Here is a 24,206-nt window from a genome sequence, read left to right on the forward strand (position 1 = left end):
CATCACCGGGCGCTGCGCGCCCGGCTCACCCGACCCGCCGCCGCGGAGAAAGCACGACGATGTTCTCGCAAACCGATTTCCTCCACATGGAGCGCGCGCTCGCTCTCGCGGCGCGCGGCCTTTACACGACCGATCCGAATCCGCGCGTCGGCTGCGTGCTGGTGAAGGACGGCGAGGTGATCGGCGAAGGCTACACGCAGCCGGCCGGCCAGGATCACGCCGAAATCCAGGCGATGAAGGACGCCCGCGGGCGCGGCCACGACCTGCGCGGCGCGACGGCCTACGTGACGCTCGAACCGTGCAGCCATTTCGGCCGCACGCCGCCCTGCGCGAACGCGTTGATCGAAGCGAAGGTCGGCCGCGTGATCGCGGCGATGGAAGACCCGAATCCGCTCGTGTCGGGACGCGGCCTTGCGATGCTGCGGGAGACGGGCATCGACGTGCGCTGCGGCCTGCTCGCCAACGAAGCGCGCGAGCTGAACATCGGCTTCGTTTCGCGCATGGTGCGCAAGCGCCCGTGGGTGCGCATGAAGATCGCAGCGTCGCTCGACGGCCGCACGGGCCTGCCCTCGGGCGAAAGCCAGTGGATCACCGGCGAGGCGGCACGCGCGGACGGACATGCATGGCGCGCGCGCGCCTCGGCCATCCTCACCGGCATCGGCACGGTCAAGGAAGACGACCCGCGCATGACCGTGCGCGCCATCGACACACCCCGCCAGCCGAAGCGCGTGCTCGTGGACAGCCGGCTCGACGTGCCGCCCGAAGCGCAGATCCTCGTGGGCGCGCCAACGCTCGTGTTCTGCGCCTCGCTCGACGAGCACAACGAAGCGCGCGCCGAAGCGCTGCGCGCGCGCGGCGCGGAACTGGTGCCGCTCGGCAATGCGCAAGGCAAGGTGGACCTGCCCGCCATGCTGAGCGAGCTCGCCGCGCGCGGCGTAAACGAACTGCATGTGGAAGCCGGCTACAAGCTCAACGGGTCGCTCCTGCGCGAAGGCTGCGTGGACGAACTGCTGGTCTACCTCGCGCCGTCGCTGCTCGGCACCAACGCGCTCGGCATGATCGACATTGCCGCGCCGGCGTCGCTGGACGCGCGCATGCGGCTGAAGTACCACTCGGTCGATCGCCTCGGCGACGACCTGCGCCTCCTCGCGCGCATCGAGCGCGCCGAAGCCTCGCAAGCGGACGCGCCCTGACCGGTGCCGCGGCCGCCGCTTCCATCAACGAACCGAACATAAGGAACAGCACGATGTTTACCGGAATCGTCGCGGCGGTGGGCCGCATCGAATCGATCAAACCGCTCGGCAGCGACGCCGATGCAGGCGTGCGCCTGAGCGTGAATGCGGGCGCGCTCGGCATGGACGACGTCCAGATCGGCGACAGCATCGCGATCCAGGGGGCTTGCATGACCGTCGTCGAAAAAACCGCGACGAGCTTCGACGTCGACGTTTCGCGCGAGAGCCTGAACCGCACCGTGGGCCTCGCGGCCACGGGCGAAGTCAACCTCGAAAAGGCGCTGCGCGCGCACGACCGGCTGGGCGGCCACATCGTCTCGGGCCACGTGGACGGCCTTGGCACCGTCACGCGCTTCGCGCCGGTGGGTGAATCGCACGAACTGCGCGTTCTCGCGCCCGCCGAGATCGGTCGCTACCTCGCGTACAAAGGATCGGTGACGGTGAACGGCGTGAGCCTCACGGTCAACTCGGTGGAAGACCGCGCGGACGGCTGCGAATTCTCGATCAACCTGATCCCGCACACGGTCGAGGTTACGACGCTCAAGCATCTTCAGGCAGGGACGAAAGTGAATCTGGAGATCGATTTGATTGCGCGGTATGTGGAGCGGATGCTCAGCACGTCTCAGGACGGCCATAACCCGTTGAAGTAATCTGGTTTTTGGCGAGGCGATCGTCTACCTTCGTCTCGCTAAATCCATGATTTGATGACAGCATCTCCAACGTATACAGCCGTTTTCCGCAGCTCATATACCGTTAGCCATCCTAATCTCATACTCATCAGCACTCCGAAAACGACTGCCTGACGCGCCGGCATTGGAATCGGCAGCGACGCGTGAAGATCACCCGATGCCGACCATCATTCCTGCCGCATACAGGGAGTACCGGGTCAGCCACGAAGATTATTCGTGCGCGGTCCCGATTATCGCTAGTGTGCGCCGTCTCGATTCGCATTCGTCATAGGGATGCCGGCTCGCAGCGAACATCTCTATTCGCCCTGGTGACTTTCAAAAAACCTACGAATAACCTCCATCACTTTTCATTTGCGTCATTCGCATAGGTCTTCGAACGAAATGCCCCGCGACGTAACCTGCGTGTCACAGTTCGGGCGTACAAAACAATCAACTGGCATGGGGCGACCGCTCGCGGTCGCCCGATTCGTCTCTAGACCTCAGGTGAAAGGAACGACCGGATCATGGGAAAGTACAAAGTCGAGCTCAACGGCGCGAGCGCTCACGCTGACCACGCACACACGGTTGAGGACGAGCACGGCGATGCGGCTCCCAGGGGCGACGACATGCAGTCGAAAGTGGCGACGATCGGCGTCGTGGTGGTCGGTGCCGCTATCCTCGAAAGCGCACTGATTCCCGGCATTCTGATCGGCGCGGCCGCCGCGCTCGCCCCGAAGTATCTGCCGGGTCTCGGCGATCGCATTCAGCCGCTCTTCAACCGAACCGTTCGTGGTGCTTACAAGCTCGGCCGCAAGGCACGGTCGGCGGTTGGCGAGGTCCGGGAGCAGATGAGCGATATCGCAGCCGAAGTCGAAGCCGAAGAAGTGGCAGCCGCGGGCGAAGTCGTTCCGGCCGCTGAAGCCGCAAAGGCCTGAGCAGCGCATGACGGCAGCGGGCGCCCGCAGGGTCGCCCGCAACTTTGCGCCCCTTCCTCGTTGCGAGGCCTGCGCGCGCCTTTCAGGAAGCACGCTTTCCGGAACCTCCGCGCGGCCGCACACCCGCCGACCGCGCCCTGGCACTATCGAACGTTGCCCATGAGTCATCCCGTACCTGACGATCCCTCCCCCAACGCACCGCTCACTACCTCGACGCACGAGCCCGAGGCGCACGCCGCGTCGCGCGAGAGCGACGAAGCCGCGCGGGCAGCACGGAGCAAAAAGAAGAAACACGAGGTGAGAATCGAGCACAAGGTGCCGGGCCGGATCCGCATGAAGATCCCGTCCGCGAAGAACAACCCGGAATTTCTCACGCTGTTCCAGAGCGTGTTCTCGGCCATACCCGGCATTACGAAGGTGAAGGCGAAGCCGGACACCGGCAGCATCGTCATCCACTACGATCCGAGCCACGAGGCCGAATTCCAGACGCACTTCCACCGCTGTTGCGCGCAGGCCGACGTCACGGTCAAAGCCGCACGGCCGGGCGACGAGATCGAGGAAATCGCCCAAAAAATCGAAGCCGAAGCCGAGTTCCTGGCCGAACGCTCGGAAGCGGTGCGCGCCACGGTCGACCTGTTCAAGAAAGTCGACTATCAGATCAAGGCGATGACGGACAACACCATCGACCTGAAGTTCGTGCTGGTGGGCGGCCTCGCGGTGGCGACTTTCGTCGAGATCGGCGCGGAAGCCGCGACACCGATGTGGGTCACCCTGGGCCTCTTTGCCATGAACCACCTCATCGAATTGAAGCAGGACGGCCGCCCGGCAGCCGAGCCGCCCGCCACGGCCACCGCGGCCACCCCGCGCGGCGCCGCCGCCTGACCCGCACGCTATGGAGTTTTCGATCCGGCACGCGATTCCGGGCCGCGTGCGTCTGCATGTCCCGGCGCTTTGCTCCCCCTCGCCGCTCGCGGAATCGGCATTGTCGTGGCTCCGGCAGCAGGAGTTCATCGACGAAGCGCAGATCAAATACGACTGCGCGAGCCTGATCGTCCATTACGACCGCGAGCAAGGCGATCAGCTCGCCGAACTGCTCGAAATGCTCGAGGGCTTCAGCCTCGCCGACCTCGATCAGTTGCTGCGCTATCTGGACCCGACCGGCTCGGCAAGCGCGGTTGGCGCCGCACGCAGCCACGTTGCGCCCGAGAAGCCCCGCTGGCCGCTCGCGTTGCCCAGCCTCTCGCTGCTGCTCTCGTTTTCGGTCAACCCATTCGCCATCGCGGTCAACGTGCCGCTCATGGTCTACAACGCCGCGCCGATCTTCCACCGGGCCTGGCTGGTCTGGAGCCGCGAGCGGCGCCTGAACGTCGACTTCCTGGACGCGCTGGCGATCACGGCATCGATCGGCCAGGGCAACCTCGTCACAGGCGGCGTCATTACCTGGCTGATCCGCCTCGGCGACTGGATCCGCGACCTCACCGCGGCCGGTTCGAAGCGGGCCGTCACGGAACTCCTCGGATTCAAGGACAAGACGGCCTGGGTGATCCGCGACGGCACGGTAGTGGCCGTTCCCGCGACGAGCCTCGCGATCGACGACTCCGTCGTGGTCTACCCCGGCGAAATGATTCCCGTGGACGGCGAGATCCTCTCCGGCAACGGCATGATCGACCAGAAGACGATCACCGGCGAGGGGCTGCCCGTCTCGCGCGGCGCCGGCGAAGTCGTGTTCGCGGCCACGATCCTGCGCGAAGGACAACTGACGCTGCGCGCGATCCGTGTCGGCAACGACACCACGGCGGGGCAGATCGCCCACCTGGTCGACTCGGCGCCCGTGGGCGACACGCGCATGCAGAATCACGCGGAACGCTTCGCGGACCGGCTCGTGCTGCCCACGCTTGGCCTCGCGATCGGCACCGCGCTCGTCTCGCGCGATTTCAACCGCTTCCTGTCGCTCGTCATCGTCGATTACGGCACGGGCATCCGGGTCGCGGCGCCGACCGCCGTGCTCTCGTCGATGACCCATGCCGCGCGCGCCGGCATCGTCATCAAGAGCGGCGGCCACATGGAAAAGCTCGCCGAAGTCGATACCGTGGTGTTCGACAAGACCGGCACGCTGAGCGTCGGCACGCCGCACGTCGTGAACATGCAGTCGTTCAATCGCCATGTCTCGCCCGAGCACCTGCTGGCGCTCGCGGTGGCGGCCGAAACGCGCCTCCAGCATCCCGTGGCGGAAGCGTTGCGCGAAAAGAGCGGCGAATTGCAGCTCGTGCTGCCGCCTTGCGACGAGACCGAATACCGGATCGGCCTCGGCGTCGAGGGGCGCGTGAACGGCTACTACATGCATGTGGGCAGCGAGCGCTTCCTGCGGCAGAACGATATTCGCGTCGATCACATCGCGGCCGAACGCGCCGCCATCGACGAACGCGGCTGCTCGTCGCTTTATGTGGCCATCGACGGCCAGCTCGCGGGCCTGATCGCCTACGAAGACCGGATTCGCCCGGAAAGCCGCCAGATCGTGGACACGCTGCACGGCATGGGCATCCGCGACACGATCATGCTGACGGGCGACAACGCCGTCGTGGCGAAGGCGGTCGGCAAGCGCGTCGGCCTGACCCGCCAGGTGGCGAACATGATGCCGGCGGACAAGGCCGAGGTGATCCTTCAACTACAGCGCGAAGGGCGCGTCGTCGCGATGGTGGGCGACGGAATCAACGATTCGCCGGCTCTGAGCTTCGCCGACGTCGGCATTGCGATGAAGTACGGCGCCGACATCACGCACGAGTCGGCCGACGTCGTGCTGATGGAAGACTCGCTCTGGAAGCTCATCAAGGCGATCGAGATTTCGCGCGGCGCGGTCGGCCTCATCAAGCAGAACTACGGAATCGTGGCGGCACTGAACACGATCGCGCTGGGACTTGCACTGCCCGGCGGCCTCGTCAGCCCCGAGGTCACCGCGGTCATCAGCAACGGCTCGGCGATCATCGCGAGCCTGAACGGTCTGCGCCCCGCCCTGCGCCAATCATGAACACGCCCATCCAGGTTGTCGACGGCACGCTGACGGCGAAACACCGCCGCGATCTCAAACTCGCCGTCGACCTGCTGGAGAACCCGCACTTTGCCGCGCGGCTCGCCGATTATGTCGGACAACCGATCAATTCGATCGTCGAGCGGCTGCCGCGCACGCTCAACGAACGGCTGCGCGACAGCGTTCGCGGGGCGATTCTCAAATGCCTCGAAGTCGCGATCGACTCGCTCGAAGACGATACCCCCGAGGCCGCGCCGGACTGGCTGAACAATGTCGTCGTCGGCCTCGCGGGCGGTGTGGGCGGCTTCTTCGGCATGGCGGCCTTGCCCGTCGAGTTGCCGATCACCACGGTCCTGATGCTGCGCGCGATCGCCGGGATCGCTCGCGCCGAAGGCGAGGACCTGGGCCTCATCGAGACGCGGCTTGCCTGCCTGGAAGTCTTCGCGCTCGGCGTGCGCGGCCCGCACGACCGGGCAAACGTCGACTACTATGCCGCACGCCTCGTGCTGACGCGCCTCACCCACGATGTCGCCGCACTCGTCACGGAGCGCGGCGCGGTCAACGCGTCCACGCCGATCATCGCCAAGCTCGTGGGCGAGATCGTCGCCCGCTTCGGCCTTGTGGTGTCGGACATGTCGGCTTCGAGCATCGTGCCGGTAGTCGGCGCCATCGGCGGCGCGACTCTGAACATGATCTTCACCGAGCACTTCCAGCGCGTTGCGCGCGGCCACTTCATGGTCCGGCGCCTCGAGCGCATTTATGGCCCGCAGACGATCCAGGGACTGTACCGCGGGCATTCGCGCAAGGCAGCGTCCGCAGCGTCCGCGTCCGGATACCTGGCAAAACTCCTTCCCTAGCGCGCCGCAACGCCATGGCGAGCGTTCCTCCCATCGATCCCGCGGCGCCCTTGCCTGCCGACGAACGCGTCGTGCAACTCAGGCGCATGCGCATCGTGGCCACCGCGCTGCTGCTCGCGATGCTGCTGCTGTTCGTGGCGGCGTCGGCGTTCGAATCGGCGCGACCGTGGCTTGCCTATGTGCGCGCGTTCAGCGAGGCAGCCATGGTGGGCGCCTGCGCCGACTGGTTCGCCGTCGTGTCGCTGTTTCGCCATCCGTTTGGCGTCGCGCTGCCGCATACGGCGGTCATCCCCCGCCACAAGGTGCGCATCGGCGAAAGTTTCGGCCGGTTCGTGTCGAGCAACTTTCTGGCACCGGCCGAAGTGGCGGCGAGGCTCGAACATGTCGATGCCGCCGGCTGGGCGACACGCTGGATCACCGAGCCCGCCAACGCAAAGCTCGTCGCGCAACGCCTGCAAGGCCTCTTCCCCTCGCTGCTTTCGCTCTTCGGCGAGCACGAAGTGCAAAGCTTCAGCCGGGGCCTGATTCGCAACGGCATCGATTCGTTTGCCGCCGCGCCGCTCGTCGCACGATTGCTGTCGGTGCTCGTCGCGCACGGCCATCACGAAGCGGCGTTCGACATCGCGATCGACACAGCCCGGCATTTCCTCGATCACCACCAGGACAACATTCGCCAGAAGGTCGCGAAGAAAAGCGCGGGCTGGGTGCCAGGCTGGCTCGACGAGCGGTTGACCAACGCCTTTCTCGCAGAACTGCAAAGCACGATGAACGAGGCGCGCGAAGACGCCGAACACCCCTGGCGCGTCGAATACCGGGACATGCTCGACACTTTCATGCTCCGTCTCGCCGACGACCCGCAATTGCTGGAGTATGGCGAGCGGATCAAATCGGACGTGCTGGACAACGGGGTAGTCGAAGGGTATCTGAACTGGCTGGGCGTGGAGATCGAAGGCAAGGTGCGGGCCGAACTGAGCGCGAGCGACGGCATGCTGGCGAATTACCTCGAGCAGGCGCTGATCGCGATCGGCAAATGGATCGACGAAAGCGCGGATATCCGTGCGCTCATCAACCAGTCCGCGCAGCGGATGGTCTTCAACGCCGTGGTGCCGAACCGCCAGGAGATCGGCGCTTTCGTCTCCGAAGTCGTCGCGCGCTGGGACACCGAAACGCTCGTGAAAAAACTGGAACTCCAGTTCGGCAAGGATCTCCAGTACATCCGCGTCAACGGCACGCTCGTGGGCGGTCTGGTGGGACTCGGAATCTTCGTTGCGGTGCGGCTCCTGGGTTGAGCCGTTTCGTTTCGTGCCGTGCCGTGCTGCGCCGTTTCCCGCCGTTTCCTTTTGGTCACAGATAAGAGCCGATGCAAGCAAGAACGCGTCGACACTGCTAGAATCGGCAGAATCTTCATACGGGTGCCGGCCTGAGCGGCGCCCTTCCCTTCACCCGATTCCACGAGGAGGCTGAGATGATCAACAACATTCAGATGGCCGCCGGCATGCCGATGCCTCGCGTGATGTCGGGTTCGCCACGAGTTTTTCGCGGGCACTGACGTAATTGCACCCAGCGATTGCGCCCCGATCAGGTCTTTCGCGCGGCCCAAACTTTCGCTGCGTAGCCTTTTCGTGATTCCGAGGTAGTGCGTCCGGCCGCAGCCAGGACGCACGAACCCATTTTCCGTAGCCACTTTCCATTGGGGCCTCCGGACGCAAAGTCCGGAGTACGCTATCCATGACCGACCAAAAGACAAAGACCGGTTCCGGCGGACGCACGTTCCGAGACGTTCTCGGCTTCACCTGGCGCCATTGGACACGCCAACCTGCGCGCGTGCTTGCCGTGGCGCTCGCCGCGCTGTTCGGCGCACTCGCCGACGTGTTCACGCCGCATTACGCGGGCGAACTCGTCGACGCCTTGGCCCGCAACGCCGCGAGCGGCGCGGCGCCTACGTGGCATGCCGCCATTGCCGCGTTCTGGATGCTCACCGCGCTCGGGCTGGCAGGCACGCTCATGCGCCAGTTAGCATTCCAGAACATTATCGTGCTCACGCTGAGGATGATGAGCGAGATCGCCACGCAGGCGTTCCACCGTGTGCAGCGCTTCTCCACCGACTGGCACGCGAACAGTTTCGCGGGCTCGACCGTGCGCAAGATCACGCGCGGCATGTGGGCGCTCGACCTGCTCAACGACACGCTGCTCGTCGCCCTCTTTCCCTCGCTCGTGATGCTGGTCGGCTCGACCGTCCTGCTCGCGCTGCAGTGGCATGTGATGGGACTCGTGGTAGGCCTCGGTTCCCTGCTCTATCTCGCCATCACGGTCTCGCTTTCGCTCTTCTACGTCGCGCCGTCCGCGCGGCTCGCGAACGCGTGGGACACGAAGATGGGCGGCGCGCTCGCCGACGCAATTTCTTGCAACGCGGTCGTCAAGGCGTTCGGCGCGGAAACGCGCGAAGAGGCGCGGCTCGCGCGCGTCGTTTCGAAGTGGGACAAGCGCACGCGACGCACGTGGCGGCGCGGCACGTTCAACGGCGGCGTACAGGGCGTGCTGCTCGTGGCCATGCAGGCGGCGATTCTCGGCGCAGCGCTCATGCTGTGGGCGCGCGGGCTCGCGAGCGTCGGCGACATCACGTTCGCGCTCACGCTGTTCTTCCTGCTGAAGGGCTATCTGCGCGACGTCGGCATGCACGTTCGCAACCTGCAGCGCTCGGTCAACGACATGGAAGAACTCGTGATGCTGGACGCCCAGCCGCTCGGGATCGACGACAAGCCGGGCGCACCGCCCATCGTGATCGACCGCGGCGACATCCAGTTCGAAAACATGACGTTCCGCTACGGTGCAGATCAACGGCCGCTCTACGAGAACCTCAAGCTGCGGATCGCGCCGGGCGAGCGCGTGGGTCTCGTCGGCCACTCGGGCTCGGGCAAGACGACGCTGATCAAGCTGATTCAGCGCCTGTACGACGTGTCCGGCGGCCGCATCACGATCGACGGCCAGGACATCGCGCGCGTGCAGCAGGCCTCGCTGCGTTCGCAGATCGCCATCGTGCAGCAGGAGCCGGTGCTGTTCCACCGCTCGCTCGCGGAGAACATTGCCTATGCACGGCCAGGCGCTACGCGCGCCGAGATCGAGCGCGCGGCAAGGCAGGCCAGCGCGCACGACTTCATCGCCGCGCTGCCGCACGGTTACGACACGCTCGTGGGCGAGCGCGGCGTGAAGCTCTCGGGCGGCGAGCGCCAGCGAGTGGCGATTGCACGCGCGTTCCTCGCGAACGCACCGATCCTGATCTTCGACGAAGCGACTTCGAGCCTCGACAGCGAAAGCGAAGTGCTGATCCAGCAGGCCATGGAGCGATTGATGGTGGGCAGGACGACCGTGGTCGTCGCGCACCGGCTCTCGACGGTGCGCTCGCTCGACCGGCTGCTCGTGCTGGAGCGCGGGCGCGTGGTGGAAGAAGGCAGCCACGACGCCCTGATTCGCCGCGAGAGCGGGCTGTATCGCCGGCTGTTCGAGCGCCAGGCGCTCGAACTGACGAAGGGTCTTGCGGACGACGTCATCCTGCGCTGACGCATCGGTGCTACCACGCGCGGGCGCGGCAGCAACGCTTCAGTCGGGTTTCAGGCCGGTTTCACGCCGGTTTCAAGCAGGCTCGGCAGGCACGCGCGGCTGGATGCGCGCGAGCACGTCCTGCAATTGCTCGCGCGCGAGTTCGGTGTCGTAATGCGCCTGCAGCTCCATCCAGCTGCGCGCGTCGGTGCCGAAATAGACGGCGAGGCGCACGGCGGTGTCGGCCGTGATGGCGCGCTTGCCGAGCACGATCTCGTTGATGCGGCGCGGCGGCACGCCGATCGCCTTGGCGAGCGCGTACTGGCTGATGCCCATGGGCTTGAGCCAGTCTTCCGAAAGAATCTCGCCCGGTGTTGCAAGCGGAACTTCCCGTACCATGTTGCTGCTCCTCAGTGGTAGTCGATGATGCGGACCTCCGCTGCCTCGCCGTCTTCGAAGTGAAAGCAGATCCGCCATTGCACGTTGATGCGGATGCTGTACCAGCCTTCGCGATCGCCCGACAAGCGCTCCAGCCGGTTGCCGGGCGGCGCTCGCAGAAACGAGAGCGTGGCGGCGGCGTGGATCTGCTGCAGCTTGCGAATCGCCACCCGTTCGATCAAGGCAAAGCGGGCGACACGGCGCCCAAAGAAGAGCGCCTCGGTATCACGGCATGCAAACGAAGTAATCATCGGGGATAGTAACGCAATGCGTTAATAACGTCAACCGTTACTATTGTGCCGACTGCGTTTTGCGCTGCCCAGCCGGCCGTTCGGCCAACCCTCATCCCCGCTGACAGCAACTTGCCGCCCGCCGTGGCGTAAAATATGCGCTTTCCCGAAAAGACCTCACCAACATGACCCTCGCCACCACCCTGGAGATCATCGCCGAGCTCAAAGCCGGCCGGATGGTGATCCTCGTCGACGAAGAAGACCGGGAAAACGAGGGCGACCTCGTCATCGCCGCGGAATTCATCACGCCCGAGGCCATCAACTTCATGGCGAAGTACGGTCGGGGCCTGATCTGCCTGACGCTCACGCAGGAACGCTGCAAGCAGCTCAACCTGCCGCTCATGACCTACCGCAACGGCACGCAGTACGGCACCGCGTTCACGGTGAGCATCGAGGCGGCCGAGGGCGTGACGACCGGCATTTCCGCCGCCGACCGCGCCCGCACGATCCAGGCCGCGGTCGCGCACGACGCGCGCGCCGAGCACATCGTGCAGCCGGGCCACGTATTCCCGATCATGGCGCAGCCGGGCGGCGTGCTCGTGCGCGCGGGCCACACCGAGGCCGGCTGCGACTTCACGGCAATCGCGGGCCTCACGCCGGCCTCCGTGATCTGCGAAGTCATCAAGGACGACGGCACGATGGCGCGCCTGCCCGACCTCATCGAGTTCGCGCAGGAGCACAACCTGAAGATCGGCACCATCGCCGACCTGATCCACTACCGCAGCCGCACGGAATCGATCGTCGAACGCGTGGCGGAGCGCACCATGCAGACGGCGCACGGCGCCTTCCGTGCAGTCATGTACGTCGATCATCCGACGCGCACGCCGCACATCGCCCTCGTGCGCGGCACGCCCACGCCCGAGAGCGAAACGCCGGTGCGCGTGCACGAGCCGCTTTCCATGCTGGACCTGCTGGAAACGGGCTCGTCCACGCACTCGTGGACGCTCGACGCGGCCATGCGCGAAATCGCCGAACGCGATCTCGGCGTGATCGTCATGCTCAACTGCGGCGACACCAAGGAACATCTGATCGAGATGTTCAAGGCGTTCGACCAGAAAGAACGCGCGGAGGCGCTCGCGCGCCGTCCGGTGGACTTCAAGACTTACGGCATCGGCGCGCAGATCCTGCGCGAACTCGGCGTGGGCCGCATGCAGGTATTGTCGAAACCGCGCCGCCTCGGCAGCATGTCGGGCTACGGGCTCGAAGTCACGGGCTTCGTGCCGATGCCCGGCAGCAGCGCCGAAGCGCCGTGCCCGCCGGAAGCCGCCGAGCACGCCGCAACGCGCGCCTGAGCCACAAGTACCACCCGGCACAAGGCACTCCGCGCCCACTCATACGCGTCACCACGCACAACCGAACCAACGGACACCACATGGAAATCGGACAATACCAACCGAACCTCGACGGCGACGGACTGCGCATCGGCATCGTCCAGTCGCGCTTTAACGAACCCGTCTGCAACGGCCTGGCCGACGCCTGCATCGAAGAACTCGAACGCCTCGGCGTGGTCGGCGAAGACGTGCTGCTCGTCACCGTGCCCGGCGCGCTCGAAATCCCGCTCGCGCTGCAAAAGCTCGCCGAAAGCGGCCAGTTCGACGCGTTGATCGCGCTCGGCGCGGTCCTGCGCGGCGAGACCTATCACTTCGAGCTCGTTTCGAACGAGAGCGGCGCGGGCATTTCGCGCATCGCGCTCGACTTCGGCGTGCCGGTGGCGAACGCCGTGCTGACCACGGAAAACGACGAGCAGGCTGTCGCGCGCATGACCGAGAAGGGTCGTGACGCGGCGCGCGTCGCGGTCGAAATGGCGAACCTCACGGTCGCGCTCGAGCAGCTCGACGGCGGCGATGAGGACGAAGACGAGGAAGACGAAGAGGAAGAGCAATGAAGAGCGCGCGTCGCCGCTCCCGCGAACTGGCCACGCAGGGGTTATATCAGTGGCTGCTGTCGGCTGTGCCCGCCGGCGAGATCGACGCGCAGTTGCGCGGTTCGCAGGGTTACGACAAGGCGGATCACGAGCATCTGGACGCCATCCTGCACGGCGTGATCCGCGATTCGGACACGCTCTCGGCCGCCATCGCGCCCTGCCTCGACCGTCCGATCGAGCAGCTCTCGCCCGTCGAGCGCGCGGTGCTGCTGGTCGCGACCTACGAGTTGACGCACCACGTCGACATCCCCTACCGCGTCGTGATCAACGAGGCGGTCGAACTGGCGAAGACGTTCGGCGGCTCGGACGGCTACAAGTACGTCAACGGCGTGCTCGACAAGCTCGCGGTGCAACTGCGCACCGCGGAAACCCAGGCCGCGCGCAGGTCGTGATGTCTCGCGCGGCGGGGCGCGCCGCACTCGTGCGCCCCGCCGCCTTGCGAATTCGCTGTCGTTTTACGGTCCGCGCCGGCGGACCCGCCGGTTCTGCCGGCAGCAAGAAACTGGAATCACCCGCATGAATACCGTTGCCGAACCGCTCCTGCGGCTTGCTGCGCGCGTCGACGCGATCCAGCCGTTCTACGTCATGGAACTGGCCAAGGAAGCGGCCAAGCTCGAACGCGCCGGGCGCGACATCATTCACATGGGGATTGGCGAACCGGACTTCACGGCGCCGGAGCCCGTTGTCGACGCCGCCGCAGCGGCGCTACGCCGCGGGGTCACGCAGTATACGAGTGCGCTCGGCATCCACGCGCTGCGCGAGGCGATTGCCGCGCACTACCAGCATGCGCACGGCCTGACGATCGATCCAGCTCGCGTCGTCGTCACGGCAGGCGCTTCGGCGGCACTCCTGCTCGCCTGTACGGCACTCGTCGACCGCGACGACGAAGTGCTGATGCCCGACCCCTGCTATCCCTGCAACCGGCACTTCGTGGCCGCGGCAGAAGGCAAGCCGGTGCTCGTGCCGAGCGGCCCCGAGGCTCGCTTCCAGCTCACGGCGGCCGACGTCGAGCGGCTCTGGACCCCGCGTACGCGCGGCGTGCTGCTCGCCTCGCCCTCGAATCCCACCGGCACCTCGATCGAGCCCGACGAGCTTCGGCGCATCGTGCAGACGGTGCGCGAACGCGGCGGCTTCACGATCGTCGACGAAATCTATCAGGGGCTGAGCTACGATGCGCCGCCGGTGTCCGCCCTGTCGTTCGGCGACGATGTCGTGACCGTCAACAGCTTCTCGAAGTACTTCAACATGACCGGCTGGCGGCTTGGCTGGCTCGTCGTGCCTCCGGCGCTGGTCGGTGCATTCGAAAAGCTCGCGCAAAACCTTTTCATCTGCGCGTCGGCGCTCGCCCAGCACGCGGCGCTGGCCTGCTTCGAACCGGACACGCTCGCGATCTACGAGTCGCGCCGCCTCGAATTCCGGCGTCGCCGCGACTTCATCGCACCGGCGCTCGAATCGCTCGGGTTCCGCGTGCCGGTCATGCCCGACGGTGCATTCTATGTCTATGCCGACTGCACGCACGTCGCGCACCCTGCCGCCGGCGACAGCGATGCCCTGACGCGCGCGATGCTGCACGAGGCAGGCACGGTGATGGTGCCGGGGATGGATTTCGGCACGGCAGCGCCACACCAGTACGTGCGGCTCTCCTATGCCACGGCGTACGAACGGCTGGAGGAGGCCGTCGAGCGGCTGCACAGGCTGTTCAGCCGCTAGCCCGCAACCCGGCACAAATAAAAATGGCGCCCAGGGGCGCCATTTTTTTCGTCCGGCGATTGGCCGGCTATCTCGCTGCTGACGACTTATGCGCCAAGCTCGGGTGAAGAACTACGCTTCTGCGCGCTCGCGCTGGCGTCGTCCTGATCCGGATCCGCCTTGACCGGCGTAACCGCCGGCTTCTCGACGATCGGATGAGCGCCGTCGAGCGTCACCTGCACGCGCTTGTTGCTCGCCACCTTCTGTGGCGCGGCCGTCGTGGCCGAAGCCGTGGTAACGGGCGCTTGCGGCGCATTGATCGGCACGTTGCGGCCACGGGCGACGTCGCGCAGACGCGAACGCTCGGCCATCACTTTCGCGCCGTAGCCGCCGTCGTCCTGCGACGTCGAACCGACGTACAGACGCAAACCGCCCGGCACCGAGCCGCCGCGCGCGATGCAATCCTTCAGCACGAGCGCGCCGACCTTGATGTTCGCGACCGGGTCGAGTGCCGCGTTCTGGCCACCGAAGTACTGGAACTTGTCGGAATGGACCTTCGACATCACCTGCATCAGGCCCTGTGCGCCGACACCACTCTCGGCATACGGATTGAAGCCCGACTCGATCGCCATCACCGCCAGCAACAGCAGAGGATCAAGCCCCACTTCCCGGCCGGTATCGAACGCAGCCTTCACCAGTTCGCCCACCGGCTCCTGCGCCACGCGATAGCGGCGCGCGAGATAGCTCGCGACCAGCGCCTGCTCGCTCTCAGAAACGAGGATGCGATCGTCGCGGGCATCGGGCGTGATGCGCTGCGACGGGATCATATGCGCCAGCGTGCCGACGCTGGGCAGCGAACGCGGATCGAGGCCGTTGAGCGTGACCGCGTCGAGCGTGGCCAGACCGGGCCCAGGTTGCGCGTTGCCGGCGCCGTTTGCGCCGGCGTCGGGCGTGAGGGCCACCGGCAGCGTCGAACCGTCGTTCTCGCTCTCGTCGCCCGCCGCGCCTGGAGGCACGAGCGAAGGCAGCGGATTGCCTTGCAGGAGGCGCGCCGGACCGGCCTGCACGGCCGCCGAAACGAAGGGCATGACGCGCGCGGCCAGCGTGCCGCGCCACGTGGGCAGCAGCCAGAGGGCAAGCGCGAGCAGGACGGCACAGCCGCCAACAATACTGAACAGGTGATGGCTCAGACGGGTGCCACGCCGCAGCAACGCACGCAGGCCAAGCGCTACACGCTCGTCGGCGCGCCACCACGATAACCAGGTATTCATCTACAGATCTCCCCATGTTGCATGATCCGGCCAAACGGGGGCGGCACGAGGCCATCAGCCCGATGCAGGATCAAGACACCGCGCGCCCTGGCTGGTGCGGCAGCGGCGTCGGGAAAACGGCGAGTACGCCGTGGTGGAACTCCTCCGTTACTGCTTGAGGCGCGCGCAAGGGCACGCGGGAGTTCTCACGCAAAAAGCCAGCGCACAGGCGCGCTGGCGATGGACAACCAATCTAGACCGTGAAAAGCCGTGCAGGGAGTCGGCTAAACGGCGACGCGTTGCGTCTGAAGGACCGGGACGATGGCTAAAAATTGCAAGCCCTGCAACCAGTGTGGACGGATTCTAGCAGCGTTTTATAGATCGTCAATACTATAGATTGTCAAATCTATAACTAATTGTAATGATGAACAGCCTTCAATCGGTCGAGACCCGCGCGCCATGCGTGTTTGCGGCCATTTACCGGGCGTTTGTAACCATTTCGCATTATGGTGGCCAGCGTGTGCCAACCAACACAGGTAAAATCGACAATCGACCCGCCGCTGTGGCCCCGACCCTTTCCTGATGAAATACAAAGACCTGCGCGACTTCATCGGTCGCCTCGAGAGCCTCGGCGAACTGCGCCGCGTGCCGCAAGCCGTCTCCCCGGTGCTGGAAATGACCGAGCTGTGCGACCGCGTGCTGCGCGCGGGCGGCCCGGCACTCCTCTTCGAGAACCGCTCGACCCATGCGTTCCCGGTCCTCGGCAACCTGTTCGGCACGCCGCGCCGCGTTGCGCTCGGGATGGGCATCGACGCGCCCGCACCGGATCAAGGCGGCGCGGGCGACGGCGCCGCATTGGAATCGCTGCGCGACGTGGGCCGCCTGCTCTCCGCGCTCAAGGAACCCGATCCGCCGCGCGGCCTGAAAGATGCGGGCAAGCTGCTTACGCTGGCGAAGGCGGTCTGGGACATGGCGCCGAAGACGGTCGGCTCGCCGCCGTGCCAGGAAATCGTCTGGGAAGGGCAGGACGTCGATCTTGCGAAGCTGCCTGTCCAGACCTGCTGGCCTGGCGACGCCGGCCCTCTCGTCACCTGGGGCCTCACCGTAACACGCGGGCCGAACAAGACGCGCCAGAACCTGGGTATCTACCGCCAGCAGTTGATCGGCCGCAACAAGCTCATCATGCGCTGGCTCGCGCACCGGGGCGGCGCGCTCGACTTCCGCGAGTTCGCGCTGCGCCACCCCGGCCAGCCCTACCCGGTCGCGGTCGTGCTCGGCGCCGATCCGGCGACCATTCTCGGCGCCGTGACGCCCGTGCCCGACACGCTTTCCGAATACCAGTTCGCCGGCCTTCTGCGCGGCAGCCGAACCGAACTTGCGAAGTGCCTGACGCCCGGCGTCGACACGCTGCAAGTGCCGGCGCGCGCGGAAATCGTCCTCGAAGGTTTCATTTATCCGCAGGCGGGCGTTCCGGAACCGGCGCCCGCTGGCGCGCCGCCGCGTCCCACCAGGGGCGCGAGCGCGGCGTACGAGCACGCGCTCGAAGGCCCGTACGGCGATCACACCGGCTACTACAACGAACAGGAGTGGTTCCCCGTCTTCACGGTCGAACGCATGACGATGCGCCGCGATGCGATCTACCACTCGACCTACACCGGCAAGCCGCCCGACGAGCCCGCCGTGCTCGGCGTGGCGCTCAACGAGGTATTCGTGCCGCTGCTGCAAAAGCAGTTCCCTGAAATCACGGACTTCTATCTGCCGCCCGAAGGCTGCAGCTATCGCATGGCGATCGTGCAGATGAAGAAGAGCTATCCCGGGCACGCCAAACGCGTGATGTTCGGCGTCTGGAGTTTCCTGCGCCAGTTCATGTATACAAAGTTCATCGTCGTGGTCGACGATGACGTGAACATCCGCGACTGGAAGGAAGTGATCTGGGCGATCACGACGCGCATCGACCCCGCGCGCGATACCGTGCTCGTCGAGAACACCCCTATCGACTATCTGGATTTCGCCTCGCCCGTCGCAGGGCTCGGGTCGAAGATGGGCCTCGACGCGACCAACAAGTGGCCTGGCGAAACCTCGCGCGAATGGGGCCGCGCCATCGAAATGGACGCCGACGTGAAAACCCGCGTCGACAAGCTGTACGACGAACTCGGGCTCTGAGGCACCACGTGTCTCCTGCCCGCCGCTCACGCACTCAGGAGACACGAAGATGATTCTGCTGGCATCGGAGCGCCTGACACAGTTAAAGGATCCCGCACTTTTCAAGACCCGCGCCTGGATCGACGGCGAATGGAGCGGCGGCACGACGGAGTTCGCCGTGCTCGATCCCGCCGACAACGCCGAGATCACCCGCGTGCCGGACTGCGGCGCGGACGAGGCGCGCCGCGCGATCGCCGCGGCGCACGCGGCCCTGCCCGCGTGGCGCACGCTCACGGGCAAGGCGCGCGCGGCGGTTCTGCGTCGCTGGTTCGAACTCGTGACCGAGCATGCGGACGACCTGGCCGTCATCATGACCGCCGAACAGGGCAAGCCGCTTGCCGAAGCGCGCGGCGAAGTCGCCTACGGCGCCTCGTTTCTCGAATGGTTCGCGGAAGAGGCGAAGCGCGTGAACGGCGACGTTCTGGCGAGTCCCGCGGCAGATAGAAAGTTAGTCGTCCTGAAGCAGCCGATCGGCGTTTGCGCGTCGATTACGCCCTGGAATTTCCCCATCGCGATGATCACCCGCAAGGTCGCGCCCGCGCTCGCGGCGGGCTGTACGATCGTCGTGAAGCCCGCCGAGCAGACGCCGCTTTGCGCGCTGGCCCTGGCGGAGCTCGCGCAGCGCGCGGGCGTGCCGCGCGGCGTGTTCCATGTCCTGACGGCCAGCGCGGCGAACTCGATCGAAATCGGCAAGGTACTGTGCGAGAGCGACGTCGTGCGGCATCTGTCGTTCACGGGTTCCACGCCGGTGGGCCGCATCCTCATGCGGCAGTGCGCGCCGACGGTCAAGAAGATCGCGCTCGAACTCGGCGGTCACGCCCCGTTCATCGTGTTCGACGACGCCGACCTCGACGCCGCGGTCGAGGGCGCCACGATCTCGAAGTACCGCAACGCGGGCCAGACCTGCGTCTGCACGAACCGCTTCTACGTGCACGACTCCGTCTACGACGCCTTCGTCGGCAAGCTCGCCGCGGCCTCGCGCGGCATCCGCGTGGGCAACGGCTTCGAGTCGGACGTGACTCAAGGCCCGCTGATCGACGACGCCGCAGTCGAAAAGGTAGTCCAGCACATCGGTGACGCCACCGCGAAGGGCGCCACGCTCGTCACGGGAGGCAGCGTGCGCGAGGGCCGCTTCGTCGAACCGACGGTGCTCGCGAACGCCACGCGAGACATGCTGATCGCACAGGAAGAGACCTTCGGACCCGTCGCGGCCGTGTTCCGCTTCGAAGACGAAGCGGACGCGATCCGCCTCGCCAACGACACCGATTTCGGGCTTGCGGCGTACTTCTACAGCCGCGACATCGCTCGCGCGTGGCGTGTGGCCGAAGCGCTCGAGTACGGGATGGTGGGAATCAACACGGGCCTCATCTCGAACGAGGTTGCGCCGTTCGGCGGCGTCAAGCAGTCGGGGCTCGGGCGCGAAGGCTCGAAGTACGGCATCGACGAGTACGTCGAGCTCAAATACCTGTGTATTGGCGTCTGATTAACGAAAGCTTACTATGGGCGCCCACGCGCACGGTGTGGACGCCCTGAAATCCGGACGCCACGCGCTCCATTCGAACAAGAAATCGCTTCAATGCCTCACTTCTCCCTGCTGTCCGACGGCTTTTTCCTTTCGCTCTCGCTCTGCCTCGATATCGGTCTCGTCAACGTCGCGATCATCTCGCTCACGCTCTCGCACGGCTTCCGGCCAGGATTCTGGCTGGGCCTCGGCTCCTGTTTCGGCGATCTCATCTACGCGGCGCTCGCCCTCGCGGGCATGGCGGCATTGCTGCAGTTCGAGGCCGTACGCTGGGTCGTCTGGATCGGCGGCTCGGCCATTCTGCTGATGCTCACCTGGAAGATGGCGCGCGAGGCGCTCAACCCGGCCGCTGCGCCGCCTGTCGAGGGCGAGGCGGACCTCGCCTCGCCGCTGCCAGGCCCGTGGCGCGGCTTCTTGCGCGGCGTGCTGCTCGCGCTTTCTTCGCCTAGCGCGATCTTGTGGTTCGCGGCCGTGGGCGGCGCGCTGATTGCGAAGTCGGGCGCGACGAGCGCGGGCGCGGCGGCGCTATTTCTCTCCGGCTTCTTCCTCGGCGGCCTCGGCTGGACCCTCTTCCTCTGCAGCCTCGCGAGCCACGGACGCAAGCGTGCCGGCACCGGGCTGCTGCGCGCGTGTCACGTGGTTTCCGCGCTGCTATTTGCATGGTTCTCATATAGCGTGATCGTGCACGGCTATCGCGACCTGATCGTCCAGCACGCGTCCTGATTCCACGAAGGCGTCTCACCGGGGGACGCGCAAAAAGCAAACGGCGCAACGCGGCATGAGCCATACGTTGCGCCGTTTGCGCAAAACGGTCACGAGGCGGCCCGGAGCCGCCCGCGCGATCAATGACGGTAATAACCGCCGTGGTAATAACCGTGATAACCGTGGTAGTAGCCGCGATAATACGGATGCCCCCAGTACGGATGGCCCCAGTAGCCGCCGACGACGACCGCAGGCGGCGGCGCATAGACAACCGGCGGCGGTGCATAAACGACGGGCGGCGGCGGCGCGTAGACCGGCGCTGCGTACACCGGATAAGCGGGTGCAACGGGAATGCCGATACCGATACCCACCGAAACGTGCGCCTCGGCCGCGCTGACGAGCCCCAGACCCAGCGCAGCGGCAACGATAAACGAAACGGTCTTTTTCACTTCTCTTCTCCTGACAGCCAGCAATGGCGCCAACTTCAATCTGTTAGACAGACGGACACAACCGACGATTCCAATGTATCGAAAACACGGCGCTCTGGCGGTGGGCATTTGTTGCAAATTGCAAGCCTGTTTTTACAGAGTGCTGCCCTCTGACGCACCCGTGCGACAGGCACGCATTAGTAGAACCCCGCAGACGCGCCGCCCCAAGGCATTAATCGTCAGACGTAGCGGCGGGCTGTCATTCTTACCGTCCGGTGCACCCGGCGAGACAAATTGCCCGGTAAAGTTTGATTACAAATTGGCTGGAGGCGCCGTTCGCCGCGCCCGTAAACGACGATGCCCGGTCGTCGACCGGGCATCCTGCTGCTGGCTGAGAACGGGCTGAAAGCGCCGCCCCGGCGGCTATGCCGACCCCTATCCGACCTTCACATAAGTGAACTCGCGGGTGATGCTGGGCGGCACGTAAGCACCGCTGATCTGCACCCTGGGCTTCAGGCGCTTCTTCTGATCCCACCAGCGGCGCCGCTGGACGGGCGTAAGAAACCGCAGATGCTTTCGGTAAGCGAAGATGCTCATGGCGAACTCCCGAATCGGACTACCGACAGGAAACAGCTCAGGACTGCAACGACAAAACCGAAACGCTTGAGACCATTGTGCGCAAATTTTGAGACACTGACTGCCTTGTTGTGAGATAGCCGCATTCGTAGCGCATATCCCACTTGCATTGTCGATCGCTTTGAGCCAGGCCGTTTGGGCCTTGGGGACCGGAGCTATGCAATTTCTGCGCCATGAGCGGCGCAGGCAATACATGGCGCCCCAGCAGCGTGTCTGTCAGACTATCCTTCGCTCTTTGTAGCTGCCACGATCCTGCGTATCGGTACGATATCGAACATAGCCTGCGCACGTGTGCAGATTGCGCACGATGCCGGCGCCTCGGCGCGCGGCACTACACAGCGCCCGCGAAAGCCGTGGTAATGTGGCAACGGCGCGCGCCGCCCGGACCATACGGCCCGCGCCCCGGGATTCACCGACGAGAACGCACAATGATCAAGGTCAGCATCCTCTATCCGTACCGCGAAAACGGACGTTTCGACAGCGAGTACTACTGTACGCACCACATGCCGCTTGCCGCGCGCCTGTTCGGCGATGCGCTGCGCGGCTGGTCGGTCGATATCGGCATCAATGCGGGGCCGCCGGGCACGCCGCCGCCGTATGTCGCGGCGGGCCACTTCCTGTTCGACACCGCGGAAGCGTTCTACGCCGTGTTCCAGCCGCATGCCAAAACGCTGCTCGACGACATTCCCAACTACACCGACGGCGGAAATGGCACGATCCTGATCAGCGAGATCAAAATCTCGGTCTAAGCAACGCCGCCTCAACCCTGATCACGACCCGGCGGCCGTCCGCGCCACCGCCAGCCCTACGGAGAAAAAACACCGATGTTCGGCGATATCGCCCGCTTTCTGCTCAACACGATTTTCACGCTGTTTGGCGCCGCCCTGCTTTTGCGCGCCTGGCTGCAGTACGTCCGGGTCGCTGCCTACAACCCGGTCAGCCACGCGGTGCAACAGGTGACCAACTGGCTCGTGCTGCCGCTGCGACGCGTCATACCCGGCATGCGCGGCATCGACTGGGCCAGCGTGGTCGCCGCGCTGATCGCCGCCATTGCCTACGTGCTGGTGATGGTCTGGCTGGCCGGCGTCGATCCGTTCGGCCTCTTGCCGACCCTCCTTGTCGTCGCCGTGCTGACCGTCGTGAAATGGGCGCTCAATCTGCTCATCTGGCTCACGATCCTGATGGCGCTGCTGTCGTGGCTCAATCCGCAGTCGCCGGCCATGCCAGTGCTGTTCCAGTTGACAGCGCCGTTCCTTAACCCGCTGCGTCGCATCGTCCCGCAGTTCGGCGGGCTCGATCTTTCTCCAATCCTGCTCTTCGTCATCGTGCAGGTGCTGCTGATGGTGATCACACGCGCGGCGGTATCGCTCACGTTGTTTGGAATTTGACGGATGCGGGCGGCGTCGTTATGAAAAAGCCCGCTCAAAGGCGGGCTCCATATGGGCAAATACGATCAGTGAGAACTACGCGGCAAGTTCAGCCGTCAGTTCGGGGTGCCGGGTAAGCAAGCGTAGCAGGCACAGCACCGCGCCCGACGGCGCAAAGCGACCCTGCTCCCAGTCGCGCAAGGTAGCAACCGGCGTACCAATTCGCTCGGCAAATGCAGGTTGAGTCATACCTGCTGCCTCACGCGCCTGACGCACAAGCATCTGCTCCGGAGTCGTCATACGACCAATGCGCGCCCCTGCTTCCTCAAGCGCTTGACGTAGATCTGGCAACGACTCACCGGCGTCGGCCTCGATTGCCTTAGCAATTTTCTCGATGTCCATCACATCACCTTTCGGATGTCTTTGGGGAGCATGTTCTCGCGTTCGGCTTTGGCATAGATAGCTACGAGCAACACGATTTCCTCATCGGTCAGGTTGAAGTAAATCACTCGCGTACCGCCAGATTTACCCGTACCGGCACGCTTCCACCGCACTTTGCGAGCGCCATCTGCACCCGGAATCACATCCCCGGCATCAGGATTGGCTGCTATCCAACTAATGAATTCGAGACGCTCAACATCAGACCAAATGCGTTCAGCTTGTCTCTGGAAAGTCGGGGTCTCGATCACGGTCCGTATAGATAAATTATACGGGATTCCCGTATAACATCAAGTTCCGGGAGCTCTTGTCGATCACTAGATCATCCGGTTTGCGTATATCGAGAATGCGTTGCTCGTTTGATTCAGCCAAGGGGTAAGAGCGGTCTAGCCAGGTACCGCAGACTGCACTCAACCTAACATTCGCCGCCAGTTATGCCACCGCTCCACCAGCGACCCGCGCCAGTTTCGATGCCAGCCTCCAAACCACCCCACTGCCCAAACCCCAAAATTCCCTGTAGAATCACCGGCTCTGCGGGCGTCGTATAATGGCTATTACCCCAGCTTCCCAAGCTGGAGACGTGGGTTCGATTCCCATCGCCCGCTCCACATCGGCTCATCAGTGCCGCATGATCTTGCCGGACCTACCGGAGCCCCGCTAAGGGCCTCGTGCAGGAGCCCCGGGTTGTCCTGAATTCCCTCTCGCAGGTTCGAAGTCCGGCTCACCCTGGGTCATCCCGGCGTTTGTCACGCTGGCACGCCGTGATCCGGCTTACCCCGACTCGCTTCGCGCAACCCGCGAGGCCGTCAGCGATGGAACGATTTTTCATCTCCCGCCCCAGCGCGATCGCGCTAATTGCGACCGCCCGCAAGAAGCTGCTGGCGGACGCCGGAGAGCGCGGGCCCTCCGAGGCCCAACCGCTACTTGACCGCGCCGCACAACTCGAACGCCTGTTGCTGGACGTGCGCGCCTGCCGCATCGACGCTTTCGAGCTGACCTATCCGGCGCCTGTCTACATCACGATCTCGGCAGATTGAGAAGCCGGACGAGGATCCCGTGTCGCCCG

General features: G+C 65.2%; 25 protein-coding genes and 1 tRNA gene. 19 read left to right on the forward strand and 7 right to left on the reverse strand.

What is annotated here, in order from left to right:
- The first annotated feature begins 59 nt into the window (after positions 1-59).
- From ribD to V8683_RS06995, 8 genes are all read left to right on the forward strand, one after another.
- On the forward strand, positions 60-1,193 hold the full coding sequence (gene ribD, locus V8683_RS06960) for a bifunctional diaminohydroxyphosphoribosylaminopyrimidine deaminase/5-amino-6-(5-phosphoribosylamino)uracil reductase RibD (protein WP_411188803.1): 1,134 nt from the start codon (positions 60-62) through the stop codon (positions 1,191-1,193).
- 53 nt (positions 1,194-1,246) lie between these two features.
- Positions 1,247-1,882 carry a riboflavin synthase gene (locus tag V8683_RS06965; RefSeq protein ID WP_411188801.1) on the forward strand — a complete coding sequence of 212 codons (636 nt, stop codon included), beginning with the start codon at positions 1,247-1,249 and terminating at the stop codon, positions 1,880-1,882.
- Positions 1,883-2,424: 542 nt separating this feature from the next.
- Complete coding sequence (locus V8683_RS06970; RefSeq protein ID WP_411188800.1) at positions 2,425-2,835, forward strand: DUF5132 domain-containing protein; 411 nt, start codon at positions 2,425-2,427, stop codon at positions 2,833-2,835.
- 159 nt (positions 2,836-2,994) lie between these two features.
- Positions 2,995-3,717, forward strand: a complete 723-nt coding sequence (locus V8683_RS06975) for an HMA2 domain-containing protein (RefSeq protein WP_411188798.1) — start codon at positions 2,995-2,997, stop codon at positions 3,715-3,717.
- A 10-nt stretch (positions 3,718-3,727) separates the two neighbouring features.
- The gene (locus V8683_RS06980; RefSeq protein ID WP_411188796.1) at positions 3,728-5,860 is read left to right on the forward strand and encodes a heavy metal translocating P-type ATPase; all 2,133 of its coding nucleotides are present in this window, start codon (positions 3,728-3,730) and stop codon (positions 5,858-5,860) included.
- Entirely contained in the window at positions 5,857-6,717 is an 861-nt protein-coding gene (locus tag V8683_RS06985) for an EcsC family protein (protein ID WP_411188795.1), read from the forward strand. The genes V8683_RS06980 and V8683_RS06985 overlap by 4 nt, the downstream gene beginning before the upstream one ends.
- A gap of 14 nt (positions 6,718-6,731) precedes the next feature.
- Positions 6,732-8,006, forward strand: coding sequence for a DUF445 domain-containing protein (locus tag V8683_RS06990; protein ID WP_411188793.1), 1,275 nt, complete (start codon positions 6,732-6,734; stop codon positions 8,004-8,006).
- Between the two features lie 439 nt (positions 8,007-8,445).
- Entirely contained in the window at positions 8,446-10,275 is a 1,830-nt protein-coding gene (locus V8683_RS06995; protein ID WP_411188792.1) for an ABC transporter ATP-binding protein, read from the forward strand.
- Positions 10,276-10,347: 72 nt separating this feature from the next.
- On the opposite strand, the gene V8683_RS07000 is transcribed toward V8683_RS06995, so the two are convergent.
- On the reverse strand, positions 10,348-10,653 hold the full coding sequence (locus V8683_RS07000) for a HigA family addiction module antitoxin (RefSeq protein WP_411188791.1): 306 nt from the start codon (positions 10,651-10,653) through the stop codon (positions 10,348-10,350).
- 11 nt (positions 10,654-10,664) lie between these two features.
- Positions 10,665-10,943 (reverse strand): type II toxin-antitoxin system RelE/ParE family toxin, encoded by a 279-nt coding sequence (locus tag V8683_RS07005; protein WP_411188790.1) that lies wholly within the window; start codon positions 10,941-10,943, stop codon positions 10,665-10,667.
- A 164-nt stretch (positions 10,944-11,107) separates the two neighbouring features.
- Here V8683_RS07005 and ribBA point away from each other — a divergent pair, with 164 nt between their 5' ends.
- The 4 genes from ribBA to V8683_RS07025 all read left to right on the forward strand — a co-directional run bounded on the left by ribBA (position 11,108) and on the right by V8683_RS07025 (position 14,616).
- On the forward strand, positions 11,108-12,274 hold the full coding sequence (ribBA, locus tag V8683_RS07010) for a bifunctional 3,4-dihydroxy-2-butanone-4-phosphate synthase/GTP cyclohydrolase II (protein ID WP_411188788.1): 1,167 nt from the start codon (positions 11,108-11,110) through the stop codon (positions 12,272-12,274).
- 80 nt (positions 12,275-12,354) lie between these two features.
- Positions 12,355-12,867, forward strand: coding sequence for a 6,7-dimethyl-8-ribityllumazine synthase (ribH, locus tag V8683_RS07015; protein WP_411188787.1), 513 nt, complete (start codon positions 12,355-12,357; stop codon positions 12,865-12,867).
- Positions 12,864-13,298, forward strand: coding sequence for a transcription antitermination factor NusB (gene nusB, locus V8683_RS07020; RefSeq protein WP_411188786.1), 435 nt, complete (start codon positions 12,864-12,866; stop codon positions 13,296-13,298). Before ribH ends, nusB begins: the two co-directional genes overlap by 4 nt.
- 124 nt (positions 13,299-13,422) lie before the next feature.
- Positions 13,423-14,616, forward strand: a complete 1,194-nt coding sequence (locus V8683_RS07025; RefSeq protein ID WP_411188785.1) for a pyridoxal phosphate-dependent aminotransferase — start codon at positions 13,423-13,425, stop codon at positions 14,614-14,616.
- A gap of 86 nt (positions 14,617-14,702) precedes the next feature.
- Here the strand turns inward: V8683_RS07025 and V8683_RS07030 are convergent, their stop codons facing one another.
- A complete protein-coding gene (locus tag V8683_RS07030) occupies positions 14,703-15,866 on the reverse strand; it encodes a transglycosylase SLT domain-containing protein (RefSeq protein WP_411188784.1) in 1,164 nt (387 codons plus the stop codon).
- Between the two features lie 561 nt (positions 15,867-16,427).
- On the opposite strand from V8683_RS07030, the gene V8683_RS07035 reads away from it, so the two are divergent.
- From V8683_RS07035 to V8683_RS07045, 3 genes are all read left to right on the forward strand, one after another.
- Positions 16,428-18,008, forward strand: coding sequence for a UbiD family decarboxylase (locus tag V8683_RS07035; protein WP_411188783.1), 1,581 nt, complete (start codon positions 16,428-16,430; stop codon positions 18,006-18,008).
- 49 nt (positions 18,009-18,057) lie between these two features.
- Positions 18,058-19,530, forward strand: coding sequence for an NAD-dependent succinate-semialdehyde dehydrogenase (locus tag V8683_RS07040; RefSeq protein WP_411188782.1), 1,473 nt, complete (start codon positions 18,058-18,060; stop codon positions 19,528-19,530).
- 93 nt (positions 19,531-19,623) lie between these two features.
- A complete protein-coding gene (locus tag V8683_RS07045) occupies positions 19,624-20,292 on the forward strand; it encodes a LysE family translocator (RefSeq protein ID WP_411188781.1) in 669 nt (222 codons plus the stop codon).
- Between the two features lie 119 nt (positions 20,293-20,411).
- On the opposite strand, the gene V8683_RS07050 is transcribed toward V8683_RS07045, so the two are convergent.
- Together V8683_RS07050 and V8683_RS07055 are read right to left on the reverse strand one after the other, a co-directional pair.
- Positions 20,412-20,720, reverse strand: a complete 309-nt coding sequence (locus tag V8683_RS07050) for a hypothetical protein (protein ID WP_411188780.1) — start codon at positions 20,718-20,720, stop codon at positions 20,412-20,414.
- Positions 20,721-21,134: 414 nt separating this feature from the next.
- On the reverse strand, positions 21,135-21,296 hold the full coding sequence (locus V8683_RS07055) for a hypothetical protein (protein WP_169740107.1): 162 nt from the start codon (positions 21,294-21,296) through the stop codon (positions 21,135-21,137).
- 467 nt (positions 21,297-21,763) lie between these two features.
- Between V8683_RS07055 and V8683_RS07060 the strand changes: the two genes are divergently transcribed.
- Both V8683_RS07060 and V8683_RS07065 read left to right on the forward strand, forming a co-directional pair.
- Entirely contained in the window at positions 21,764-22,084 is a 321-nt protein-coding gene (locus V8683_RS07060; protein WP_411188779.1) for an EthD family reductase, read from the forward strand.
- Positions 22,085-22,159: 75 nt separating this feature from the next.
- Positions 22,160-22,723 (forward strand): YggT family protein, encoded by a 564-nt coding sequence (locus V8683_RS07065; RefSeq protein WP_411188778.1) that lies wholly within the window; start codon positions 22,160-22,162, stop codon positions 22,721-22,723.
- 75 nt (positions 22,724-22,798) lie between these two features.
- On the opposite strand, the gene V8683_RS07070 is transcribed toward V8683_RS07065, so the two are convergent.
- Together V8683_RS07070 and V8683_RS07075 are read right to left on the reverse strand one after the other, a co-directional pair.
- Positions 22,799-23,104, reverse strand: a complete 306-nt coding sequence (locus V8683_RS07070; RefSeq protein ID WP_411188776.1) for a helix-turn-helix domain-containing protein — start codon at positions 23,102-23,104, stop codon at positions 22,799-22,801.
- Positions 23,104-23,400: a DNA-binding protein gene (locus tag V8683_RS07075; RefSeq protein WP_411190505.1), complete on the reverse strand. Its 297-nt coding sequence runs from the start codon at positions 23,398-23,400 to the stop codon at positions 23,104-23,106. The genes V8683_RS07070 and V8683_RS07075 overlap by 1 nt, the downstream gene beginning before the upstream one ends.
- A 273-nt stretch (positions 23,401-23,673) precedes the next feature.
- Between V8683_RS07075 and V8683_RS07080 the strand changes: the two genes are divergently transcribed.
- Both V8683_RS07080 and V8683_RS07085 read left to right on the forward strand, forming a co-directional pair.
- Positions 23,674-23,748, forward strand: a tRNA-Gly gene (locus tag V8683_RS07080).
- Between the two features lie 204 nt (positions 23,749-23,952).
- Positions 23,953-24,177: a hypothetical protein gene (locus V8683_RS07085; protein ID WP_411188775.1), complete on the forward strand. Its 225-nt coding sequence runs from the start codon at positions 23,953-23,955 to the stop codon at positions 24,175-24,177.
- Positions 24,178-24,206 lie beyond the last annotated feature (29 nt).

This window comes from Paraburkholderia sp. AV2 (assembly GCF_054968425.1).